Below are 21,719 nucleotides of genomic sequence, written 5' to 3'. Positions count from 1 at the left end.
GTGGAAAGCTCCTTACGCGGCGACCGAGAGCGCGCCGATTTCGATTGCCCCGTTCACCTCGTCAATCAGCAACTGATAGCGGACGATGTTGCGGTGGGTGGTGATGTGGATTTGCTCCATGAGGCCAACCGGCTCGAATTCGACCCCAAGCAGGGTCTTGCCGTTGACCATCAAGGTCGGGTCGTTCTGGTCGGACAGCCAGACGCTACCGCCGAGAATGTCTTCGTTCTTCGCGAAGACACGCATGGCGGCGTTGCCGTCCTCGATAAGCATCTTGAAATTGCCCTTCGTGGTCTTGCGATCTACGTAGAGGAAATAGAGGTCTTCAAGAGACTCATTGATCATGTCGGCGGTCGCGCGCACGCTATCGAACTGCCACAGCGGATCATCAATCGCGAGACGGCTACCCCACGTCCTGAAACCGCCGCGCTCATTGATGATCGTGGCGACCTGATTTTCGTTCAGGTAATTGCTGTCATCGGGATAGGAGATCGTCCGCGCCACGCCGTCGATGGTGCTGATGATCTTGTTCGACACCGAACCGGAGAATCCTTCCGCAGATGCCACGACACGGGCGCGGACGCCAGCGAAGACAGCCGCAACAGGCTTCGTCACTGGCACGCCGTTGACGTTCTTGATCACCTTCGGATCGATGATGAGGATGCGCCCGCCATTGACCGTCTGGCGGAAGCGCACGGCTTCGGCGTCGGTCGTGTTCGGCCCTGAGATATAGGCGCGGGCGCGGATTTTCGGGGTGATGGCATTCAGCGCCGAAACGAAGGGGTTCGCCACGTCGCCGACATTGGCGGTGGCGGTCGGCAGCACCTTGCCAGCGTCCGCCCCGCCGCCCGTGAAGGTCAGGACAGGCGGTTCCGACATTTTCTTGCCGGGCGTGACGACCTTGACCGAAACAACCTTGTCGGCGTCGGCCCCGGTCCCCATCACGGCTTCCAGCGTCGGCAACGTCTTGCCGGGATCATTGCCGCCGCCCGTCGCGGTCACGACCGGCGCTTCGGTCAGGTTATCGCCCTGCGAAGTAAGCGCCACGGAAACAACACCGTCTTCGATCCACGCGCCAGTATCTCCGGCGGTGATAATCACACGCGGCTGATAGCCGGTCAGGGCCTTTGCGCGCAGCGCGGAATAGATGCCGGTCCGCGCCACCGGGTCGCCGATCAGGTTGTTTTGCAGCGTCGCCGGGTCAGCACTGTCGGGGACACGGTTGACGATGCACCAAGAGCCGCCTTCATCGAAAATGGTGGTAAGGTCTTGCAGCAGCGTTCCCGCCGCGCCGAGCGCAGTTGCCGCCGTCAACGAACGAACGATGGTCGGATAATCGAGAGGAAAGGCGGCAGGGTCCGCGTCAGGCGCGATGCCGTTGACGAAGGTAATGCCGCTGCGGGTCACGCGTGCGATTGCCGGGGTGTCGGTGCTTTCGACAAGCTTGACGCCATGATGATAGGACAGGTCAACCATTCGGCTGGTCTCCGTTGAAGTGTTCGCGTTTTTGAAAATTTGGTCCGGCTAAGCCGGAAGTAGGCCCCCGGGCCACAGAAACGGGTCAGGAGGTGGAGTAATTACCAGAGGCCATATCGGGCTTGAAGCATAGCTTCGATCTTGTCCCGCAGAACGATATTTGTATGGAGGGCGGCGTCTAACACGATGATTTCCGCGACCTCTCCACCATCTAGTTGACCAACGGCCGCGCCAGAGCCAACCGTAATGCCCCCAGCGTACAAAGTGGTCGCGATATTGGAGGGCGCGCTTACGACAGGAGTTCCAGCAACATCAACCACGCCTCGGTTGATCCGCAAGCCCACCTTGTTTACCGCCTCGCTATCGTAGCTACCAATCACAATGTTCGGGCCACCCTCGTAGAAGCGCCCGGAGTTCGCACTAAGATATCCGCCCGCATTGGTCGCTGGCGCGCTTGCGTTAACCGCAAATCCATGGACGCCATTGCCGGTAGACTGATGTACAAGAAATGTGCAGTGGCCGTCTGCGCTCGCCCCCCCTACCGGAAATGCGTTATCGCTTGGGCCGGAACGGCCAACCATCACAAGCGACAGCTTCGACGTGGCGGGAAGCAAGTTCGCGCCGCCGTCATAAAGCTGATCGTTCCCGTCGGCGAAGAAATATGCGGGCCGATTGTTGTAAGCGGGAAGTTCCACGAGATCAGGCATCCCCGATCTGCGCCGGATAAGTTCCGCTCCGGTTTTACAGCACAACCATCGGTCAACTTTCGCGCCGATATCGGCGCGCCACCAATGACGAACATTTGGATCAGCGAAGATTTCCCGCTCTCCCGGCGTTGGTAATCCAAACAACGGCAAGCCGTAGCTATCCGGATTAATGTAGGGTAATTGTCTTACAAGCATGATCACTCCAAATTAAAACGAAGACGCAAATGGCGTTCGAGGCAAATTGCCTGAAGCCGGTGACCGCGTGCGTTGAGATGGACCCCACCGAACCGGAAGGATGGGGGCGTACAGCCGACCGCTATGGCCGCAATGTCCCCAGGTGTCGGGACGAACGCAGGCTCAAGCCGTACCGCGTCATCAAGGGCGCGTTGACTTGCCAGATACGGACGGACAGGGCAGTAATCGACGCCGTATTCAACACGGAACCACGCCTCCATCGCGCGGATGTAGTCGCCAATGACTGAACCGGCGGCTTCGCTTTCACCCCTGTCAAGCAAGCCCCATACAGTAAAGCCGCCACGACATGCCGTGGTCGCCGCGCGGTAAATTGCCTGCACATCGGCAATGGATTTGGTGCCATCAACTATCTGCTGTTCGTCGTTGACGCCCATACCGATAAGTGTATGCGCCGCAAGGTCCCGCCAACCAACGTGATTGAATACATCCACATTAGCAGCCGTGACGGCTGCACCTTTTTCGTGCCTTAGGAAATTATACGCAGACGCGCCGGTACGTGTGATGCGGCCCCGAACGCGAATACCTGCATCGGTGACCAGCGTTACAGCGCGGGGGAAATAGGTCATGCCAGCAACGATGAACATGTCATCGGTCAATCCTGCCAGTGCAGTTACACCAGAGGCGGCGATTGCGCCACCGACCACCGTTGCACGAGGATAACGCGCTCCCATCCTTGCCGCTATCTCATTGGCGCGCTGGCCGTTCCCGCCCCTGTTGATGACATCGATACCGAACGCACTGGCCAAGCACCCAGTCCAACGGCGCGCGAGGAAACCGGCACCCTCCGCATCATCCAGATCGTCGCCCCACGTGGTGCTGTCGCCATACGCGACGATAACTCCGAGTTCCCCCGTGTTGCCAACCGGCAAAAGCTTGCCAGATCGAGCCTTGTGAACAAGACCATTACTGTCAATCGCGCGAACAATCCTGCCGGAACGGTCAACATCGACCTCCTCCCATGGAAGCAGGCCATCGGTAAAATCAATCGTCGGCCTCTGCTCATATACCAACGTGCCAGAAGCAGAACGGACGCTGTACCCATCGGCTCCGATGGCGCGAGAAACCCTGCCGGTCGCGTCAAGATCAACTTCCATGAAACTATTCGAAGGTGCCGCCAATGGATTTCCCGCTGCATAGAGAAGCTTATCGAGGGTTTTTAACTTGGCACCAACTTCAACGGGGTCGAGAGCATCCCCCGTTCTCCGCCAGCCGCCTTCCGCTGCATCCCAAGTATACTCGCCCCCGTTGCGGACAACGGCGCCTATTACCGGGTCGATATGGGTGCCGGTATCTTCCACCGAAACTCGGGCGGGCTGCATATTTCTCGTGCCAACTTCCTCCACGAGTTCCGCCCAAGTTGATGCAAGCTTGGTGCCGTCCGCCGCGGCCTGATACAGATTTTCAACATCCTCACGCGTTACGGCACCAATAACTTCACGAAACTCCGCCCCGTCTTCTGAGACGGACACGCCCTGAACAAAGTCTGATACTAGATATGTCTTGGCCGTGCCTTGGGCATCTATGTAAATAGGAACACGGTTCGCGCCGGATGGAGCGGAATTTATGCCTGCCAAGATTGGCGGCAACTGCGCGTTCGGAATGATACCGATTGCGGCATATGCCGCAGACCCGTTAAGTGCGGTGATCAGGGATTTACCGATATCCGTACTGCGAACGAGATACGCGGACCGCTCATCGACCTCATCCAGCTTCGCAACAAAGGCTAGAATACGCTCGTGGATGTCCCCCATAGTGCCATTCCACAAATCCCGGCTCATAAGGGTTTTGGGCCACGAGGGAATTTGGTAACCGTCAGACCTGTCTGGCATAGTCAAACACCTCGTCACCTTCTTGCTGGAGGATGGATTCCGCCACCGTCCCGCGCATTGTGATTTTGTTGAGCGGCTTGAAGGTGAAAGCCCCCAGCTTGACGCAGCGGGAGAGCTTCACCTCGTAGGATTTTTCCGGGTCAAATGAGAAGGCCATATCAATCCTTAAAGGGCAGCAATGAACGCGTCCTGCACGAATGGCACGGTCGCAACATTGTCGGTGGTGGAAGAGAGGTGCATTCGCGCGGCAGCAGCCGCAGCACCAAGCGAATATGTTGACAGGTAGGTTCTGCGGGTCGGTGTCACATCATCAATGGTGACCTCCGTTGTGTCAGGAGTAACGACAATGTCGCCAATCATGATTGCAGGGACGAAGGTGTGACGATCGGGGTCGAAGGAATCGAGAGTGTATTGCGTCTGCACACTTTCCGTCGAAAATCCGAACGGAAAACTCTTCGTGACAGCCCGCATAGTGCTGCGGTTGCGCGCAACCCGTGAAACCGCTTTCTGATCAAGCTGAATCATCGGCTGCAAGTCAGCCGTCCCCATCATGACCATGCGCAGTTCCACCGACGCCGGAAGCCCGACCAGCGGGTTCGTCGCCGGGTCCCCGTCATCCAGTTCGGTCCAGACGGTCGAACCGGAAGGCCGGATTTCCCAACCGAGCGTGCAGCCGCCCGGCACCCAACCGGCAAACAGCATGTCGATCTGCGTCATACCGTCTACAAGGTTCAAGGCCTGCATTGGAATGACAGTGCGCGGACTGCGATAGCGGGCGGCGTTCAGCCGGAAGCAGATATCCGTTTCCGTCGAACCCTGAGCAAATGCGCCGTCGGTTGTCAGGAACTGCGTGCCGCCCGTATACTTGTTCGACCCGGAGATATGCAGCGCATGCGCGCCGGTCGTCACGGTGACGAAGGCATAACGCTTCCCGCTTTCCAGCAACGTGATCGGTAATTCAACCTTGTTCCAGCCGACCACAAGATTGGCATGGTCAAGTTTGCCCTGCGCAAGCACGGCGTCGAAACGTGGCATGCCGCCGGTAGTGGTTTCCACGATAAATACATGGACATCACCATCAGCGCCGACACGGGCAAATGACAGGTCTAGACTCGTGACCTGCATGGGTTGCGCGACAAGGAAGGATTGGCCGTAGGTTGAGCCGTTAATACCCACTTCTTCGGTCACATACTGCCAATAGGGTTCGCTGTAGATTTCATAACGAACCTGCCGGACGCCGTATGTCTGGTGGCCGGGACCATAGTTTGCTCCGACATAGACCACTTCAAAAGTCTCGCCCCCGACATTGAGCATCTGCCCCACCCTGGAATCCCCGCCAAGGCCGGACCATCCTGCCGCGTTCTCGCAGGCGTGCATCGTCGGCCCGTAGGTCAGTCGGATACGGGACGCCTCCTTGCGGACAAGCGTGGTTTCCGTATGAACCAGCTGCGAGATGTTCAGGGTGCTGTCCAGCGAGGTGTTGGCTATACGCGTCACTTCGTCAAAAGCTGGCACCATTCGGCGACCGCGAAATGCAATCTTCGGATCGTCTTCCGCCTGTACTTCAAGCCGGGCCTGCGCTTCAGCTGCGAAACCAAAGCGGACGCCCTCTTCTATCCGCGCCAACCAGTCAACGTGCGTCGTATCCCAACGATCGGGGATAAGGCCGTCATCGAACACGTAGGCGCGCGCCTCGTCCGGCAAATCGACTTTTAGCCGGGCCGCGCCGATATCGCGTTGCATCTGGCGAATAATGACCGGACGAGGGATTTCGGTGAGCTTGCCTTGAATATTGACGATCTGCGTTTCAATCGTCTCGGTCCTCATGAACAAGCCGTCCAGATCGACTTCCAGCGCCGTAACGCGGCCCTCCACTTCGTAGAGGGTTTTAACGCGGTCGCCGTTGCCCGGCTCAATGGCATCGATGCCCGACGAGGTTAGCAGCACAAAGGCGATGCATGCATCAGTCGAGGCCACCACCGGCTTGACCGGAACCGGATTCGCATCGCCCGGCTGCACGATCAGTTCGACAACGCGGCGGATCGTTTTGGGCGTGGTGCGGTTGACGATGACGCTGGTTTCAGGATCGTCGGAGGTTTCGAACGGGCGTGTTGCTGTGTCCGTCACTTCCTTGCCACGCAGCAGGACGGCAATCCAACGCTGGTCGGAAGCTGCCGCAGGGATATGAAGCTGGAGGTTCACATCTGTCGGCGCTTCCTGCGCATAGACGATTTCCCCGGCGACATAGCGGCCAGCGGAAACAGTTATCTCCTGCACCGACTTTCGAGCGACGGTGAATGCTGCCCAATGCGCTGGATAACCGATGGCGTTCCACCAAATGTCATCCGTTGCGGCTTGCGCCTGCAAACCAATAGCTTCGAAATCAGAATGGTCGGCGATTTCAGCTTCTGCAAAGGAAGTGCGCTGCATGTTTCGTTACCCTTCGTCTAGCCGTTTGCGGTCGACGTAATTGCCGAAGGCGTGGCTACCGTCGATAAAAATGTTGTCATTAAAGGTGATGCCGCGCCGCCATGCGAAGGACACCGAACATAGCGTTTCCGGTGTCTTGGCGGTCGTCATGGCGCGCTTGGTGCGGCGGATGGGTTCAAGGTTGATTGCCGTCATTGCCGCTCGCCCGAAGGCGCTGCGGCCAATCTGAAAACGGTTCTTCGGCGCTGTCAGCGTGACGCGGATTAGGTAATGCGCAACAAACGGCTGGTGAGCTATCGGCGTTCGGCCAATCACCGCCCGCCCGAAGGTGAAGCGGTTCGGATGGGCGATGCGATCCACGATTTCCGCATCAACAAAAGCAAGGTAGCGTTTCAGCCCGGTAAGCGTGCCTTTCAGCGCGCCCAATGGAGACGCGGGATAGAGCGTTGAAACCCCGGCACATTGCGCAATCATTTCCCGCTTGCGCTCTTCTGTCCAATCGTCAAACCAGAGATCGACCGAATGATGCACGGCCAGCCACGGCAAAAACCGTGCGGGCGTCTGGTAGGGGTCCATCAGAACCGCGTAAGGTATCGGCAGATCATCCGACATACCGGCGGCAAGCGCCTTTTCGAATGGTTCCGCCGATGACGGCAGCAACACACCTACGTCGCTCATGACCGCACCTCGACAGCGATGTTAAGGCTGGTCATCACTGGCACCTTGTAGGCGTCGGGCTGGATAACAACCGGCGCGAGGTCGCGCACCCTGATGACGCCGTCACCGAAGGCCGCACCCAAAAACAGGGCTTCGGGGATTTCGCCGCCGATCAGGATGCGAGCGGTCGCCGCTGCGGTGACACGCTTTTCCGTTTCCTGCCGGACGATATCGGCGGACGGTCCGACCGCCGGAATTTCGAGGACAAGCGAGACGTTATATTCCGTCCGCCCGGCAGCCATGACCGAGATAGCCACAGCTTCCGGCGCACGGTTCGGGTTTGTAACCGAAGCGCGGACTGTATCCAGCTCCAAGGCAGTCGGAAGCCTGCCCATCGGGCCGACGACAACAACATCCGTGTCACCGCGACGGCCATGCACAGCCCGGCCATTCACCCGCGCATCCCAAAGCCCAAGGGCCTTGTCAGCAGACTGCGGCCACGCCGTCCACGCATCATAGAGGTAACGACCGGCAGAACCGGCGGACGGCAGATCGTAAGACAGGAGATAACGGCGCAACAGCGCGTCATCGCCTTCCATGATCGCCGCCGCGTTCGCGGTTGCAGGAACCACGGTCAGGCGGACTATGTTACGGTTTGCGGCAACGGCATCCAGATTGGACCCCTTCGCATATGCCGCCAGAAGAGACCGGAAAGTATCATTGACATTCTGGCGGTCCAGAAGACGCAAGTAAGACCAAGCTTCACCGACGACGCCCGCCGGGTCCGTTTCGAGATCCTGCACGTCATATTCCGGTAGCGACGGATTGACCGCCCGCAGCCTGTTCCAGAACGCGAGAAAGCGGACCTTGAATTCGCTGTAAAGCGTCTCGAAATCCAGCGGGCTAATCGCATCAGGCAACGGCAGGAGCGAAAGATCAATCGTCGTCGGTGCGTAAATCGCCATGGTCACTTGCCCGGATAAATGACGCGGACGCTGGCGCTCTCCGCAATGGAGTAATCGCCGCGATGGCCGCGAGGATAATAGGTGCCGAAGATATCGAGCGCGATGACACCACCGGCATCCGCTTGGGTCACGCGCCCGGCAGTCATTCGGAAGCGCGGTTCCCATTCGAGGATTGCCGTTGCTGCGGCGGAATAAAGCGCGAGCACGTTCCGCCGCGTCATCTTGCCGTCGATAAAATCGGGGACATTGCTGCCGAAGGTCCGGCGCATGACGCGCGAACCTTTCGGCGTTCTCAGAATTTTGCGGATTGATTGCTCCGTATGCGGCCAATCATTCAGCGGTGCGCCGGTCTGGCCGTTTACGCCGGTTGAGCTTGCCATGGGCGCTATCCTCTTTTTCAGGGAAAACGACATTGCCGAAGGGCGGCGCAAGCTCGCGGGCTTCGTCGTCGGTCAGGGGGATGATTTCGCCAGCCGACCGCCAGCGCCCGGCGATTTCGCAGCCGGTTCGAACCTTGTAGTTTTTCATGGGATTTCCTCAGTCCACCGCGAAGACGTGTTCCGACCCTTCGACAATCGGCCACTTGCCCGACGAAGAGCCGGACATGACATGTACAAGGTCGCCGATCCGGGCAACACGCTTGCCGCCGTCACCGCCAAGCTGCACGTTCGGCGATTCAACGATCACCTTCGGCGACGTGACTTTTGCCTGTCCCGCCGACGCTTCGATGACGGTATCGCCGATCTTGATATGAAACGGCGTGTCGCTGTTCTCGCGGGCGTTGTCGTCGCTATAGGTGGAAAAATCTATCTGCGCGTCGGTCATGTCGCCGTTTTCGGAAACAACATCCACCTGTTCGCCGACGCTGTAGAGGACATCGACCTTGACGCCACCGGCAGCGAGGGTCCGCGCCTTGATCCATGGCGTCAGGTAGGGCTTTCCCGCCTGTTCCGACAGCTTGACGCGGTACTTGGATTTGTCATCACTGACTTCGGCAATCGTACCCTTGCGCCGCCGGTTGCGGTTGCGGCGCTCAAGTTCGGCCATCCGCACATAAAGGTCTGTGATCTGGTCCACCAAACTGGCCATCAGGGCGATACCTCGTAGGGCGTGATCAACATGGCGTCGGCCTCGTCATGGATAAGACCGTATCGCCGCATTGCCGTCTGCAATTCGCTGGCGTTGCCGGAAAGCTGCGCACGAATAAGAGCGATCTTTTCCGCCATGGACGGGTCATTCGGAGCAAGATCACTTTCGCACTTGTCGAGGAATTTGGCGAAGGGAGAGCCGGGATTGAGCGGTTGCCCGCATAATGGTTCGGCCACCATATTGGCAGTGATTTTCAGTTGGTGCGCGGCAAGCCGCACGCCGTTCGTATCGCCGCTGATGCGCGAGCGCGATGCGGATTGAAACGATGAACAGAGAGAGCGGAAGATTTCCGCCCATTCATTCTCCGAGTCATTGAGAGCGTCGCCGGTCTGACGAAGTGCCATATCAAGGTGAAACTCAAACGTCGCGTCGGTCGCGGGCATCCCGAGAATAACACTTTCGTCCGTCTCGGCATCGGTGACGGCGTGCGCCGTGGTCACGCCAGCCTCAAAAACGATATCGAGTTGCCCCGGCGATGCCAGCGAGCGGAGCTCCAGACCTTCCATCAATTTTGAACCGTCCGTGTAGACGGAGATGAAAGGCTTATCCTTATCCGTACGCAAGGAGCCATCGGCAGCGATATCGAGCACGCCGATTTCGCTGTCCAGCACGTTGGAACCGACAACCGTGTTTCCCTTGATCGCCTCCACGGCGCAGATGCGGGCAGCAAAACGGATGAAGGACATGGAGGCTCCTAAAGTTCTTTCAGGGCAACAGCGATAAGGTTGCTGTGACGGTCACTGACAAAATCGACCAACCAAACCGGTTCGCCTGCCCGATCCATGGCCCGCACCTTGTCTCCGGCTCTCAGCGCCGGGCCTTCGTAGGTCGAACGGTCAATGAACAGGACGGCATCCGCCGCAGCGAAGCGGACACGATGGGGACCGCTAGCGGCATTGCCTGCCGGTCGCGTTGTGTCGTCTTCCGTGTGCAATGCCTCGCAGCGGATGACGATCTGCGGGCGGGCCGGGTCCGTCTTGCCGTTCACCAAGAACGACAGGCGGACCGTCTCGCCAAAAGCGCCGCCAACCTTCCGGTCAACGGCAGCTTCCAGTTTTCGCCAGTCCACCATCTTACTGATGCAAGATGAGGTCGCCGGTCGCTGACGGATTGGCAGCGACGGCGGCGGCGTAACCGACCTTGGTATTCGCGCCAGCATTATCGGCGGTGGTCAGCTTGGCACCATCCCAATAAAGAAGTGCGCCTTCGGTCCATGCCTGCGCATTCGTTTTCGGCAGGGTGAAGACGCCTTCTCGGGCGAGATTGACGCGCTGGCCAGCCTTGGCAGAAAACTGCGCTACACCGAACAGCTTGCCGACAAGAACGCCGTCGCCAGAATTGACATCGGCGGGCGCGGTGACTTCCACCGTATCGGCGGGGCCTCGATAGTTTTTCATGGTGATCTTCCTTGCGATCAACGTGACGAAGAAAGGGAGAGCCGGGCGGCTCCCCCAACGAAGTCAGGCAGGCGGCTTACGCTTGGCCGGGGTTGTGATAGCCGAAGCGGAAATCGGTCGCGCCGCAACCGAAGTCGTGCTCCACCGACATGCTGAAACCCTGCGAACCGAAGGGTTCGTCCATGCGAACGCGCGGAGCCTCGTAACCTTCGAGGTAACCCCAACGGTAATTGGAGCCGGTCGAAGGATCGGCGAAGAGGTCCCAGGAATTGTCCGTGATCTGCGACGTTTCCACCAGTTCGAACTTGCCGGAGAAAATATTGACCGTGGAAACCGTGGCGGGCGTGATAGATGCCAGCAGCTTTTCCGCATCGGTCAACTGGTTCGGGCCGACCAGCATGATACGCGCCGGGTTTGCGAGCAACGGCTTGCCATCCAGAGAGGTTTGCCGACCCATCGACTTGCGGCCTTCGCCGACGCTATCGACAGTAATCGCAGAACCAGCAGCAGCAAGGTTCTTATGGTCAGCATGGAAGACAGTTTTGCCGTCCGCGAGCTTGCCGTTGTACGCACCGCCGTAGAAGGTGACTTCTTCGAACAGGGCAACCGAAGCGCCGTAGCTCGTCAGCAGTTCGGCGATGGCGCCAAGATCGTCATTGATGAGCATCTGGCGGCTGATATTCAGGGCGATGGCGTAACTGAAAGCCTGCACGGCTTCCTTGCCTTCACCGAACGAACCGAACTTGATCTTGCCGTTTTCCAGAATCTTTTCCAGCATCGGGAAATCGCCGGTCTTGACGATCGTATCCGGGCGGAAGTCGCGGAAGTTCTTCTTGCGGGCGAAGCGCTTGAAGGTCGGCTGCGCCAGTGCGTAGCGCTGTTCCAGCGTGCGATTGACAGCGCCTTCAAAAATCACCGGGAAATCAGAAGTCGAATGCGCCGCCCGGCTGAAGATGTTGTCGATATCGCGGGCATTCAGCATGCGGCGACCGTGGAAGTTCACGCAATCGGCAGCGATATCGACCAGACCTTGACCCATATACTGGCGGGCGGCGGCAGACGGACCGGCCTGCGGTACCGGCGCGCCGAGACCGTATGCAAGTGCTTCCACACGGGCCGAACGGATGGTATCGGCTTCGTCATTGCCGACCTGCACGCGAACGCGGCTGTCGGTCGGCGTGGCGCGCTCATTGGTCACCATATGATCCAGAAGCAAGCCCCGGAAGGTGTCCAGAGAAGTGCCGGAGCGGATATGGTCACGACCAAAGCCCGTTTGCCCGGCACGCTCCGCCAGTTCTTCGATAGCAGTCACACGCTCGCGTTCGGCACGAACGGCATTCTGCGCGATGGCCTGCGGGTTGTTGTCGGCAGGCGTCGGCGCATTACGCTCCGCATTTTCAAGTGCGGTAATCTCGGCACGAACGCCATCCAGTTCGGTAAGGATCGCAGAATGATCCTTTTCGATGGCGCGGGCGGCTTCATCGGACAGCCCCTCCACCAGTTCCGCACGCTTGCTTTCCGCGCGCGTCGTCAGGTCGGTGGCCTTCGCCCGGAGTGCGAGCAGTGCCGGGGTGGCCTGATAGACATGATCCAGCATGCCGCGCGTCTGCACGAATGCATCGTGACCGAGCAGCGAGGCCGCGTGGGAAGGGTCGGCGGAAAGGATGGTGAAGGCGAGACCGAAGCAGGCGATTGCGGCGACGGTCGCGAAAACATATGCAGCCTTTTTCATGGCGTGCGGTTCCTTTTGTATTACCGGGCAGGACAAGCGCCGTCGCCCTGCATCCCCGGTGGAAGTCAGGCGGCGAACTGGAAAAATTGGAATGAGTGTCAGGCGAAGCGGCGTTCGGCTTCGGCCATGCGCATGCGTGCGGCCCGAAGATCGAGACATGACGCGGACTGGATAGAGAGCGGGAACGTGGCTTCGCTGGATCGGACCTGCGCGCCGGGATCGGCGGGAACGGTCACAAATGAAATCTCGTTTGGCGTCCAGCGCTCCACGAAAATCTTTTCGACCTCGCCTTTCTTCGCCGCTTCCTCCACCCGGATTTTGTCGATGGAGTAACCAACCGACACATTCTTGATGATCTTGTCAGAGACCAGCCCGAACATGCGGTCGGCGGCGAGATCAATTCCGGCCTTCGGGAAACGGATGGTCGCCCATCCTTCGCCCTTTTCGATCCACGCCCGTTCAACAACGGCGATCTGCGAGAACGTGGACCACCGGGAATGGCTGTCGAGAACGGGCGCACCCAAATTCATGCGCGTCAGGTCCAGCGCCCGTTCGCTGACGACAAGGATTTCATCGAACGGGACAGCCGTATCCCATCCGGTATAGCGCAGGCGGCGCACTGCCGCGCCGGTCGTGAACACCAGCGTCACCGTGCGGGCCTCCGCATCGATAGAACTGACATTCAGGTCTTGCCCGCGAACCTGCATCGGCAGGGAGGCGGGCGCTTTGCGCAGTTCAAGTTTCGTCATCGTCGGGGTCCTTGTCGTCTTCCGACTTGTCGTCGGGCGGGTCGTCTGTTTCGTCCCGCTGCTGTGCCTGTCCGGCCTGAGACATCCGCCGGGGGTCGCTATCAAGAACAAGCTTGCGCTTGTCGATTTTCCTGTTGTCGGACTGGATTTCATCCAGAACGTCATCCGGGTTTTCACCCATCTCGGCGATGACGCTGGACAGAGAGCGGAAGCCCGACCGCACTTCCTTGATGCGAGCGTTCACGTCTTTCAGCGGGTCGGCTGAATAGAAGCGCGGCGGCGACCATTCCACGGGAACCTTGGGCGAACTGATGATTCCCGCGAAGTACGCGGCTTCGCAGAACCAATCCCAGATAGGCTGTAGCAGCATCGGAATGATGATGAGCCATTGAACGGCGGAGATCGTCCGGCGAAATCCTTCCAGCCCGATCTTGCTGGAAGAATAGTTCACCTTGTCCAATCGGCCCGACATGATGGCATAGGGGACGCGCCAACCCGCCGCGATGGTGTGCAGCATAGACGCCTTGTAAGGATCATAGCTGTCCGTCACCGCCGGTTGCGAAAACTCCATGCCCCGGCCACCAACGGCATTGTAGAACATACCGGGTTCGAATTTTTCGACGCGCCTGCCGTTCACATCATAGATGCCGGGCTTGGCTGGACTGTTATCCGCCATGGGCATGCCAAGCTGGTCGCCTTCATCGCCGCCGGTCATCACGCCAACAAGGCAGGCTTCCAGCCGCTTGCGCGTCAATTCCGCTTGCTCGTAAGACGCCAGATCGTAGGTGTCGGCCATCGCTGGCGTACCCCACGGCGCGCCCATTACCTGCGTCCGCTGCTTTTCGAAAGCGTGGGCAATGTCGGACGCAGGAACCGGCTTCGAAACAATCGTGGACTTCGGGTCGAAGAAGCTATTGCCCGGATGCGAACCGAACATCCAGTAAGCACGCTTCCTGCCGATGGCATCAAATTCGATGCCTTGGATGATCTTGCCACCATCGGAAAGAACGCCTTCTTTGGTAGTGTCGATCAGGTCCGGTTCCAGCACCTGCAATTGCAACGGGACGGGCAGACCGTCTTCTAGCCTGCGACGGCGGCGGCGAACAAGGCCGTTCCCGCTTTCGAACATTTCGCGGGCCGTCAGGTTGACAATACCGTTGAAATCAAGATCGCCGTCCGCATCGCAAACTTTGCTCCACTCCGCAAAAAGCTTGTTGAGCTTTTTGTTTTTCGAGCGCGGAATAATGCCGTCGCCGATGGCGTGGGTAACAAGTTCGTGGATCGCCTTCGCAGCATAAGGGTTGTTGCGGGCGAGATCGCGCATGCGGTTGCGCAGGGTCCGACCGGCGCGCGCAATTTCAGCGTCCGCCGATGTTGATGGTGCGCGCCTGCCGGATTTCAGGCGGCTGGTTTCTGCGCCAGTGTAATCGCGAAGAGCATTCATCGCGAAGCGGCTTTTCGCACGCCGAAGGCCAGCTTCGGGCGAGAAATAACCAATAGTCCGGTCGAGAACGTTAGCGAGGCTCATCAGTCGAGCGCCGCGTAAATGGTCCGGGAGCCGCCCGACCGAGTGGATTTCAGGGCGGCAAGTGCCTCCCTCATGTCTTTGAGAGAGTGATATTCCACCTCGCGGCGCGTGCCGCCAGAGTGGAATATCACCTTTCGCGCGCCCATTGCGATTGCATCTTCAAGCGCAGCAATTTGATCGTCTGTAGTCGCCATTATGCAAGCCACTCCGGTTTCGCGATTTCTTGTGTGTAGGTTGCGACCGCCGGTTCCGGCGGTGTCGAAAGCTCGCCCTCCCGGTGCGCCCAATTGGCATTGACCATCTGGCGGGCGGCGAAGGCATAAACCGTGCAGTCAAGCGCCTCATGGCGTCGGCCCGGTATCGGAACGAACTGTCTGCTTGGCTGGCCGCGCAAATAGCGGACTTCCATCTTTTCGCCCGCAAGCTGTTCGTACCAGACATCCGGCAGGTCCTTCGAAAACCGGATGGACTTGGGCCGGGCCAGCCTGCCGAAAATGTGGCTCTTGATGCCGTCCACGCCGACGATGAAAAGGCGTCCGCCCTTCACGTTCGTTTTGGAGCGCTCAATCCATGGCCGGTTGCCCGCAGCACCCTTGATTGCCAGAACCCGGCGATTGAAGCGCGGGAACGCGAAGCGATAGACCGTTTCCATCGTCTCGCCGTCCGAGCTATCGACGCAAACGGCATCGACCTTGATCTTGCCGCCAAGCGGATGGTCCCATTGCGTCGTCAGGGCAACGTCCAGTTCCGCCCATGTGGTATGGTCATCATAGCGACCCCACACAACCGTATGGCCGAGAACATAGGGGATACCCTCTTTGTCCCAGCCGACGAAGGTTGCTTCCAGACGATCATCCTGCACGTCCACGCCGACCGTGATAATCAGCACTTGGACCGGGATGTTTTCCAGCCCGAAATCTTCGGCGCGGCCTGCAAGCTCGATATCGTCCAGTTCGTCGCCGTCCTCTTTCCACCCTTGGGCAAGGATGGTGTTGACGAAGGTTTGCAGCGTCGAAGGGTCGTTTTTGACGGCGACAAACTCTTTCGCCAACCGCCCCCAGGAGGCGTTTGGCAGAAGCGAAATCAGGGCGTTCATGCGGAAACCGGCATGGTCCTTGATTTCCGGGCGCAATGCGCGCCATGCACCATCGCCAACCATTCCCGGCTTGTGCCGTTCTTCAATCTCGTGGTCGCAAGAGGGGCAAACATATACCGCCTTTTCGGGCTGACCTTCGGGCCAGCGGATATGCTCCCATCCGATTTCGTGGAACGAACCGCACTTGAAGCACGGCACCTCAAAAATCCGCTTGTCCGATTGCTCGTAGGCTCGCAAGACATGACTGGTCGCCTCGTAGACCGGCGTTGAACCCATCACAATCTTGCGGTCGGCAAAGGACAGCGTGCGGCGTTCCGCAAGCAGGATCGGCGAACCTTCCTTCGTCGCGTCCATGCCGTCCGCCTCGTCAATGAAGAGGATACGAACATTGTGACGGCGCAGGTTGCGCGGTGCCTTGGCGGCAATGACTTTCAGGAAGCCGCCGGGAAAGCGGCGGGCAAGAAGGGTGTTGCGTCCGCCTTCGCTGGTATCGCCGGTCAAAAGGCCGCGAAGCGCTGGCGAGGCGTCGAAAATCGGTTCAACGTCCGAAACCATATAGTCGCGGCAGTCGGCTTCCGTCGGCAGAAGCGAAAGAATCGGCGATGGGTCGTTTGAACAGAAACTTGCCATGGCGCTGGTCAACAGCGTCGTGAACCCGACGCGGACCGGCTTGACCAGCGTGACACGCTCGATAGCGCCATCACCAATCGCATCGGCAATTTCGCGCTGCGGAGGCCAGAGACGAACCTTGCCCGTCAGCGACGAAACGCCTTCCGGCAGATGGACGGTTTGTTCAATCCATTCCGACAACCGGAGTTTCGGCGGCGGCAACAGGCTGTCCCATACCGCTTGCCGCAATGTCGCCAGCGCCGTTGTCATCGTCCTCGTCACCAAGTTCGGAAAGCGCCGACCGGATTTCTTGGCCGATCAGGTCAACATCGTAAGTCGTGAGGTGCGGCAGCATCTGCCGACAGCGCGAAGGCACCGACAGAACCGCGTTGCGGATGCGGCGGCCTATCGAAACCCATTCGTTCCGCACGTCCGTTTTCGAAACCAGTTCGCCGCGCATGGCCGCGTTTTTCATGGCGGTCTGGTCGGCCTGTTCGCGCGCCAGTCGGGCGCGTTCGGCGGTCAGAACATCTGCGCCATCACCGCCGCGACCGGCGGCAACACCACGCAAATGCTCACAGTAAAGCTGGATGGACTGGCGAAGATCGAAGCGATTCCGTTCTGTCTTCACCACGATTCCACGTTCCACGAAATCCGAGACCGCCCGCTTCGAAACCTTCAGCAGTTCCGCCAGTTCGGACGCGGTGATTTCGATATCGAGCGAAGGCTTTTCGGGTTCGGCAGGTGCCGTTTCGGTGAGCAACGGGAGGCTTTCGCCAGCTTCCGCATGTTTCTTGTGCGATTTGGCCGCGAAACTCGGGCTGACGTTGAACTTTGCCGCCGCCTCCCGAACCGTGTGGCCCTCATCCATGAAGGCCACGACCTGTTCACGCAACTCGTCAGGATAGCTCTTTGCCATCTGATTCCGATTCCATCGAAAGGGCGGTGGAACCCCCCTATAATTTTCTTCACAGAGCGAAATCCCGCAGTCGCCCACACCCGCTACTTGGCCTCTTTTGGGGGAGGACCCGACCGAGGGGGGGCATGGGGCGGGTCGCGACCGGGGGTCGGGGTGGCCGGTCAGGGGACCAGCTTGGCAAGGGCGGCTTCGACGCGCTCTTTCAGCAAGGGCGCTGCTATGCGCTGGAATGCTTCGGCTGTTGCGCCGCTGGTCATTTCCTTCGGGATGAAGACCCCCGAGCGGGCGAAGGTAATCTTCGTGCCGGAGCGGTTGAGCCGGTAATAGGCATGGCCATTGAACTGCGCCACCGGCTTACGGTCGGGGAACTGTCCACCCCGCAGGAACGCGCCGGGATAGAGCGTCGGCTTTCCGAATGGTCGCGCCACGACACCGGCTTCGGTTTCCTTCGGGCGCAGATATTTGAGGCGAATGTTGCCGCCCCGGGTGGTCATGTCATAGACGTACCGGCCCGGCTTTGCGGTTGCCGGATTGCCGATGGCCTTAACGACGGTGGCACGCGGCAAGCCCGTCTGTTTCGTCAATTCGCGGATGACAACGGTTTTCGTCCTGTTGCCGACCTGATTGACGATGCGGGGTAGAACGGTCGGGAAGCGCCGTTTCAATTCCGCTATCCGGTCGCCGTACTCCGCAAGATTGCGGTCGGCCCATTTCATGGACAGAACAGCCATCGTCAGATTTCCCCGGAAGTTGGCTACACCCTACGCAAACGAAAAAGGCGACCGGGTTAGGGTCGCCTTTGCTCAAGTCCGCCGATGATATAGCTGTCGCACTGGCCTTGAATCGGTCTCTCTGGCGAGAGGGTCAAGGCAGGGTCCGCCCCGGCTTACCAGCGTGGATGTTTTTGGAACCCCACTCGCCGGTCGAAACCGGCGCGCCTGCACAGGATCAGCAGATCATCCTGCGCTATGCATAGTCACAACTGTTCGAGCAATGCAAGAGGGGCTTCGATGGTCGAAACCTTGCCGAACACGTCCACCGCCACCACAGCGCCGGTAGCAACGCGCTCGCCGTCAACGGTCCGATCCTTGCGCAGTTTCAGGATGGTGCCGCCGAAACTGGCGAAGGGGCCAAGCACGAAACGAACCTTATCGCCGCGCTTGAACTGTTCGCAGTGCTTTACGTCCGGCGCAGTCTCGTCATCGCCGAAAGCCTTGAAACGATTCATTTCCTCGTCTGATACACGATGAGGGTGAACCATCCCGCCAACGAAGCCCGCGACACCCTCCAGCCGGGCAATACCGCAGACTGCGGCGGGAGAATAGACGATGTTGACCAGCACATAACCCGGCAGAAGAGGACGCGAAACAGCAGGGATAATTCGACCGCGAACGACCGTTTCACCGATGGTTTCAAGCGGGAGAAAAACTTTCACGCCAGCTTTCCGAAGGGCGTCTTCAACAGCTTTTTCCGCCTTATGCTTCGTCTCCACCACGAACCATTCGTGTTTCCCCGGCTGATTCTCCGCCGCCATGGAAAGCATGGTGACATTGAGTCGCTTCGTGTTCCGCATCTGGTCGAACAGAGACGCAAAGCGCGTCAGGTCATAAAGCTCCGGGTTGACCGGTTTGCTGGCGGCATAAATCTTCACGTTATGCATCATTGGTGCGTCCCTCGCTGATGGTGGAAATAAATTTGAAAAGCGCGGCATCAACTGCCGCTTCGAGATCGTCAGCCCCGTCATCGACCGGGGGGAAGTAAACCCATTCGGGCGGATGCTCGATAAAGGGCCAGCCGTTGCGTTCATGCAGGTGCTTCCAAGCCGCGAACAGATCGGTGTCGCGGTGCACCTGCCGGAAGTCCTGCACCAAGGGGAGAAGCGAGAGCGAAGTGTTGAAAGGCTCGCGGCGACGGGCAAGGTCGCGCATGGTGTTGACGAGTGGCCAGCCATTGTCACGGCGCTTTTCGAACATAAGCTGTTCGCGGGAAATCATGCCCTTGGCGATACGGGTTTCGTCAAAGCTGGTCACATACAGCAGGCCGGTCGGCTCTTTCGACAACGCCTCAAAGCGCGTTCCCATCCAGAGCTTGCCGCAGACCTTGGCAATGCCATGGGCGTTGATCGGCTCAGCAAGAACATGCTCCGGCAGGTCGCGCCAGTGACGGTTTTTGAGATAGACCGCTGCGGCCATCAGGTCGGCAGGCTTGGCCCAACGGAGATAGGCAGGCGTCCGCTCCACGCATTCGGTCCGATCTTCCGGGGAAAGAGCGAACCACGCGTTGCGGGCATATTCGATATCGCCCTTTTTCCACGTCGCGAACCACAGCGTGAAAGCATGCTCTATCTTTTTTCGATCAACCTTTTTCAAAACTCCCTCTTCCGCGCCAGCGGCTGGAGAGTTTTCTGGAATGTTAGTTGGAAGATTCTTATCTTGGTGGAACTCCTCCACCACCTTCCGGTCCTCATTTCCACCACCTTCGGGAACGATTTCCACCACCTTGGCGACGGAACGCGGTGGAACTGTTCCACCACCTTGGGAGGCGCGGGCATCATCTGAACGTGGTGGAGGATTTCCACCGCCTTCGTTGTCCTCGTTGTTGGCTGCATTGCCGGAAAGGTCGCGTCCCGGCCACCGCGCAACATATTCGTTCCGCTTCCATTTCTGCCCGCGAAAACCGTGTTGCGTGACGACAATCCAACCGCTCTCTTCGGCGATTTCGAGGTGTTTCAGGACGGTTTTCTTATCGAGGCCCGTCAGGTCCACCAGTTCCGAAATCGGCGGATAGCAGGAACCGCCGGTCGCATCCATTTTCAGGCCAAGCGTATGCAGCACAAGGCGCGTGATAGGCGGCAGGCCGGATTTACCGACCGCGTGACGCCAAGACCATGCGCGCGACATTGCGCCGTGATCCGGTTCCATCACTGTGCACCGCCTTTCCGCACCACGTCGCGCAGGAAAGAGCGTACGGCATGGACGCCGAGAACGACCGTGTGGGGCAGTCCGCCGTCCGGCAGGCGCGTGGTGTTGATGGCTGCAAATTCCACGTCCAGCGCATCCACGCCCAGCGTAAAATGCGCTTCCTGCAAAACACGGCGGATTGTGGTGTGGTCGCGATAGATGACGCCCTGAGGCGCGCGCAAAAGCCAGTCCGCGCGCGCCGCGTCCGTCTGGCAGTCCGCCAGAATTTCAACGATGGGCATAAGATCGGTCATCGGCTGATTTCCCGCTCTACCTTGCGCGCCAGAGCGCGGTAGCTGTCCATCGCCTTGCAAAGATCACCATGCGCCCGGCGCTGGTCAGCAGCGGCCTTTTCGGCGCGCGCGGTCGCTTCCTCGCAGGCGAGGAACGCGCCTTCCACCAACTTTGTCTCTTTCAGGAACTCGTCATAAAGCGGGTTTGAGCCTGCCGGGCCGAAGAACTGGTCGCGGACTTGCGCCACCCAATCACGCGGCACGCCCAAATCCTTCGCCACGGCAGAATCCGTCCAGGGGGATTTGTAGGCGTCCTTGGCGTAAACCTCATCCAGCTTGTCGTTGATAATGCGCCGGTCCTCGCGGCTCATTTCACGGGGCTTGTCTGCAATCGTCGCTACCGTGTCCACCATGGCTTTTTGTCCTTTACGCTTGGCCGGGGCGGCGTGGACCGGGCAGAAATCCTTGCGCGGATTGCTGCCGACCACCCATCCCTTGTTCTGGAAATGTTGTGTTGCCGCGATTGGCGGCTTGCGATTGACCCCGGTTTGATGCGGGAAATAGGCGACAGCACCGCAGCAGGCGCACGTGATCTGCATGGCCTTCGTGGACTTGTCGCCGTAGGGGATGGAAACTTCTGGAAAGATGCGGTCGCTCACCGGGAACCCCCTCTCTTCCACGCTTCGAAGTCCTTCCGAAAATGCAGGAAGGCGGCTTGCGCGCGCGGGTCGTTGTCGATTTCTTTTTTGCTGGAAATGGCGAGGATGCTTTTCAAACGCGTGTCGGCCTGCGCCTTGTCGCGCACCGGCCCGCCCGCGCCCTTGATTTCAAGGAAACGCTGGAAGGTGCGGTCGGAAAGCAGCATTGCGGCCTGCGCCGCGTACTTTTTCCGCACGGCGGCGGTTTGCTGCGCCTCTACCTGCTTTTTCAGGTTCCGAACGGCATCAGATGCCCGACTGATAAGGCCCAAAAGAAAGGCGAGGTTTTCCGCCGCCCCGCAAATCAGGTCGCGTTCGTCCGGCAAGGCG

25 protein-coding genes are annotated in these 21,719 nt (G+C 59.2%); all 25 read right to left on the bottom strand.

The genetic code is table 11. The annotated features are described in order from the left end of the window. Nucleotides 1-12: 12 nt before the first annotated feature. The 25 genes from EGT36_RS08800 to EGT36_RS08685 all read right to left on the bottom strand — a co-directional run bounded on the left by EGT36_RS08800 (nt 13) and on the right by EGT36_RS08685 (nt 21,715). Nucleotides 13-1,476 (bottom strand): phage tail sheath subtilisin-like domain-containing protein, encoded by a 1,464-nt coding sequence (locus tag EGT36_RS08800; protein ID WP_125270285.1) that lies wholly within the window; start codon nt 1,474-1,476, stop codon nt 13-15. 101 nt (nt 1,477-1,577) lie between these two features. Then, nucleotides 1,578-2,378 carry a hypothetical protein gene (locus EGT36_RS08795; protein WP_125270283.1) on the bottom strand — a complete coding sequence of 267 codons (801 nt, stop codon included), beginning with the start codon at nt 2,376-2,378 and terminating at the stop codon, nt 1,578-1,580. A gap of 2 nt (nt 2,379-2,380) precedes the next feature. After that, on the bottom strand, nt 2,381-4,189 hold the full coding sequence (locus EGT36_RS08790) for an SGNH/GDSL hydrolase family protein (RefSeq protein WP_125270281.1): 1,809 nt from the start codon (nt 4,187-4,189) through the stop codon (nt 2,381-2,383). A gap of 61 nt (nt 4,190-4,250) precedes the next feature. Then, nucleotides 4,251-4,424: a hypothetical protein gene (locus EGT36_RS30455; RefSeq protein WP_172965634.1), complete on the bottom strand. Its 174-nt coding sequence runs from the start codon at nt 4,422-4,424 to the stop codon at nt 4,251-4,253. 8 nt (nt 4,425-4,432) lie between these two features. Beyond that, nucleotides 4,433-6,697: a hypothetical protein gene (locus EGT36_RS08785; RefSeq protein ID WP_125270279.1), complete on the bottom strand. Its 2,265-nt coding sequence runs from the start codon at nt 6,695-6,697 to the stop codon at nt 4,433-4,435. 6 nt (nt 6,698-6,703) lie between these two features. Next, complete coding sequence (locus tag EGT36_RS08780) at nt 6,704-7,375, bottom strand: phage tail protein I (protein WP_125270277.1); 672 nt, start codon at nt 7,373-7,375, stop codon at nt 6,704-6,706. Further along, nucleotides 7,372-8,319, bottom strand: coding sequence for a baseplate J/gp47 family protein (locus EGT36_RS08775; RefSeq protein ID WP_286083790.1), 948 nt, complete (start codon nt 8,317-8,319; stop codon nt 7,372-7,374). The genes EGT36_RS08780 and EGT36_RS08775 overlap by 4 nt, the downstream gene beginning before the upstream one ends. A gap of 2 nt (nt 8,320-8,321) precedes the next feature. Then, entirely contained in the window at nt 8,322-8,699 is a 378-nt protein-coding gene (locus tag EGT36_RS08770) for a GPW/gp25 family protein (RefSeq protein ID WP_112161072.1), read from the bottom strand. After that, on the bottom strand, nt 8,650-8,847 hold the full coding sequence (locus EGT36_RS08765; protein WP_112967441.1) for a hypothetical protein: 198 nt from the start codon (nt 8,845-8,847) through the stop codon (nt 8,650-8,652). The genes EGT36_RS08770 and EGT36_RS08765 overlap by 50 nt, the downstream gene beginning before the upstream one ends. Nucleotides 8,848-8,856: 9 nt before the next feature. Then, nucleotides 8,857-9,408, bottom strand: coding sequence for a phage baseplate assembly protein V (locus EGT36_RS08760; RefSeq protein WP_112495636.1), 552 nt, complete (start codon nt 9,406-9,408; stop codon nt 8,857-8,859). After that, a complete protein-coding gene (locus tag EGT36_RS08755) occupies nt 9,408-10,154 on the bottom strand; it encodes a hypothetical protein (RefSeq protein WP_125270275.1) in 747 nt (248 codons plus the stop codon). The genes EGT36_RS08760 and EGT36_RS08755 overlap by 1 nt, the downstream gene beginning before the upstream one ends. A gap of 8 nt (nt 10,155-10,162) precedes the next feature. Continuing rightward, on the bottom strand, nt 10,163-10,540 hold the full coding sequence (locus EGT36_RS08750) for a hypothetical protein (RefSeq protein ID WP_125270273.1): 378 nt from the start codon (nt 10,538-10,540) through the stop codon (nt 10,163-10,165). A 1-nt stretch (nt 10,541) separates the two neighbouring features. Further along, a complete protein-coding gene (locus EGT36_RS08745; protein WP_080841902.1) occupies nt 10,542-10,865 on the bottom strand; it encodes a DUF2190 family protein in 324 nt (107 codons plus the stop codon). A gap of 76 nt (nt 10,866-10,941) precedes the next feature. After that, a complete protein-coding gene (locus tag EGT36_RS08740) occupies nt 10,942-12,597 on the bottom strand; it encodes a phage major capsid protein (RefSeq protein WP_125270272.1) in 1,656 nt (551 codons plus the stop codon). A 98-nt stretch (nt 12,598-12,695) separates the two neighbouring features. Continuing rightward, a complete protein-coding gene (locus EGT36_RS08735) occupies nt 12,696-13,346 on the bottom strand; it encodes a hypothetical protein (protein ID WP_112154917.1) in 651 nt (216 codons plus the stop codon). Beyond that, complete coding sequence (locus EGT36_RS08730; RefSeq protein ID WP_125270271.1) at nt 13,333-14,874, bottom strand: phage portal protein; 1,542 nt, start codon at nt 14,872-14,874, stop codon at nt 13,333-13,335. The genes EGT36_RS08735 and EGT36_RS08730 overlap by 14 nt, the downstream gene beginning before the upstream one ends. After that, nucleotides 14,874-15,068 (bottom strand): phage head-tail joining protein, encoded by a 195-nt coding sequence (locus EGT36_RS08725; RefSeq protein WP_112200667.1) that lies wholly within the window; start codon nt 15,066-15,068, stop codon nt 14,874-14,876. Before EGT36_RS08725 ends, EGT36_RS08730 begins: the two co-directional genes overlap by 1 nt. Next, nucleotides 15,068-16,849 (bottom strand): phage terminase large subunit family protein, encoded by a 1,782-nt coding sequence (locus EGT36_RS08720; RefSeq protein WP_125270270.1) that lies wholly within the window; start codon nt 16,847-16,849, stop codon nt 15,068-15,070. The genes EGT36_RS08725 and EGT36_RS08720 overlap by 1 nt, the downstream gene beginning before the upstream one ends. After that, a complete protein-coding gene (locus EGT36_RS08715; RefSeq protein ID WP_172965633.1) occupies nt 16,764-17,498 on the bottom strand; it encodes a MerR family transcriptional regulator in 735 nt (244 codons plus the stop codon). The genes EGT36_RS08720 and EGT36_RS08715 overlap by 86 nt, the downstream gene beginning before the upstream one ends. A gap of 161 nt (nt 17,499-17,659) precedes the next feature. Further along, nucleotides 17,660-18,229, bottom strand: coding sequence for a hypothetical protein (locus EGT36_RS08710; RefSeq protein WP_125270268.1), 570 nt, complete (start codon nt 18,227-18,229; stop codon nt 17,660-17,662). Nucleotides 18,230-18,474: 245 nt separating this feature from the next. Continuing rightward, on the bottom strand, nt 18,475-19,209 hold the full coding sequence (nusG, locus tag EGT36_RS08705) for a transcription termination/antitermination protein NusG (protein WP_286084057.1): 735 nt from the start codon (nt 19,207-19,209) through the stop codon (nt 18,475-18,477). Beyond that, nucleotides 19,151-20,419 carry a helix-turn-helix domain-containing protein gene (locus EGT36_RS08700; protein WP_125270267.1) on the bottom strand — a complete coding sequence of 423 codons (1,269 nt, stop codon included), beginning with the start codon at nt 20,417-20,419 and terminating at the stop codon, nt 19,151-19,153. The genes nusG and EGT36_RS08700 overlap by 59 nt, the downstream gene beginning before the upstream one ends. Then, a complete protein-coding gene (locus tag EGT36_RS08695) occupies nt 20,419-20,712 on the bottom strand; it encodes a hypothetical protein (protein ID WP_125270266.1) in 294 nt (97 codons plus the stop codon). The genes EGT36_RS08700 and EGT36_RS08695 overlap by 1 nt, the downstream gene beginning before the upstream one ends. Then, nucleotides 20,709-21,350: a hypothetical protein gene (locus tag EGT36_RS08690; protein ID WP_286083786.1), complete on the bottom strand. Its 642-nt coding sequence runs from the start codon at nt 21,348-21,350 to the stop codon at nt 20,709-20,711. Before EGT36_RS08690 ends, EGT36_RS08695 begins: the two co-directional genes overlap by 4 nt. After that, complete coding sequence (locus EGT36_RS08685; RefSeq protein WP_172965632.1) at nt 21,347-21,715, bottom strand: hypothetical protein; 369 nt, start codon at nt 21,713-21,715, stop codon at nt 21,347-21,349. Before EGT36_RS08685 ends, EGT36_RS08690 begins: the two co-directional genes overlap by 4 nt. Nucleotides 21,716-21,719: the final 4 nt, after the last annotated feature.

Source organism: Agrobacterium sp. FDAARGOS_525 (assembly GCF_003938925.1).
Classification (GTDB): Bacteria; Pseudomonadota; Alphaproteobacteria; order Rhizobiales; family Rhizobiaceae; genus Agrobacterium; species Agrobacterium pusense.
The sequence above is the reverse complement of the archived record's forward strand: the minus strand, read 5'-3'. Positions and strand labels throughout refer to the sequence as shown.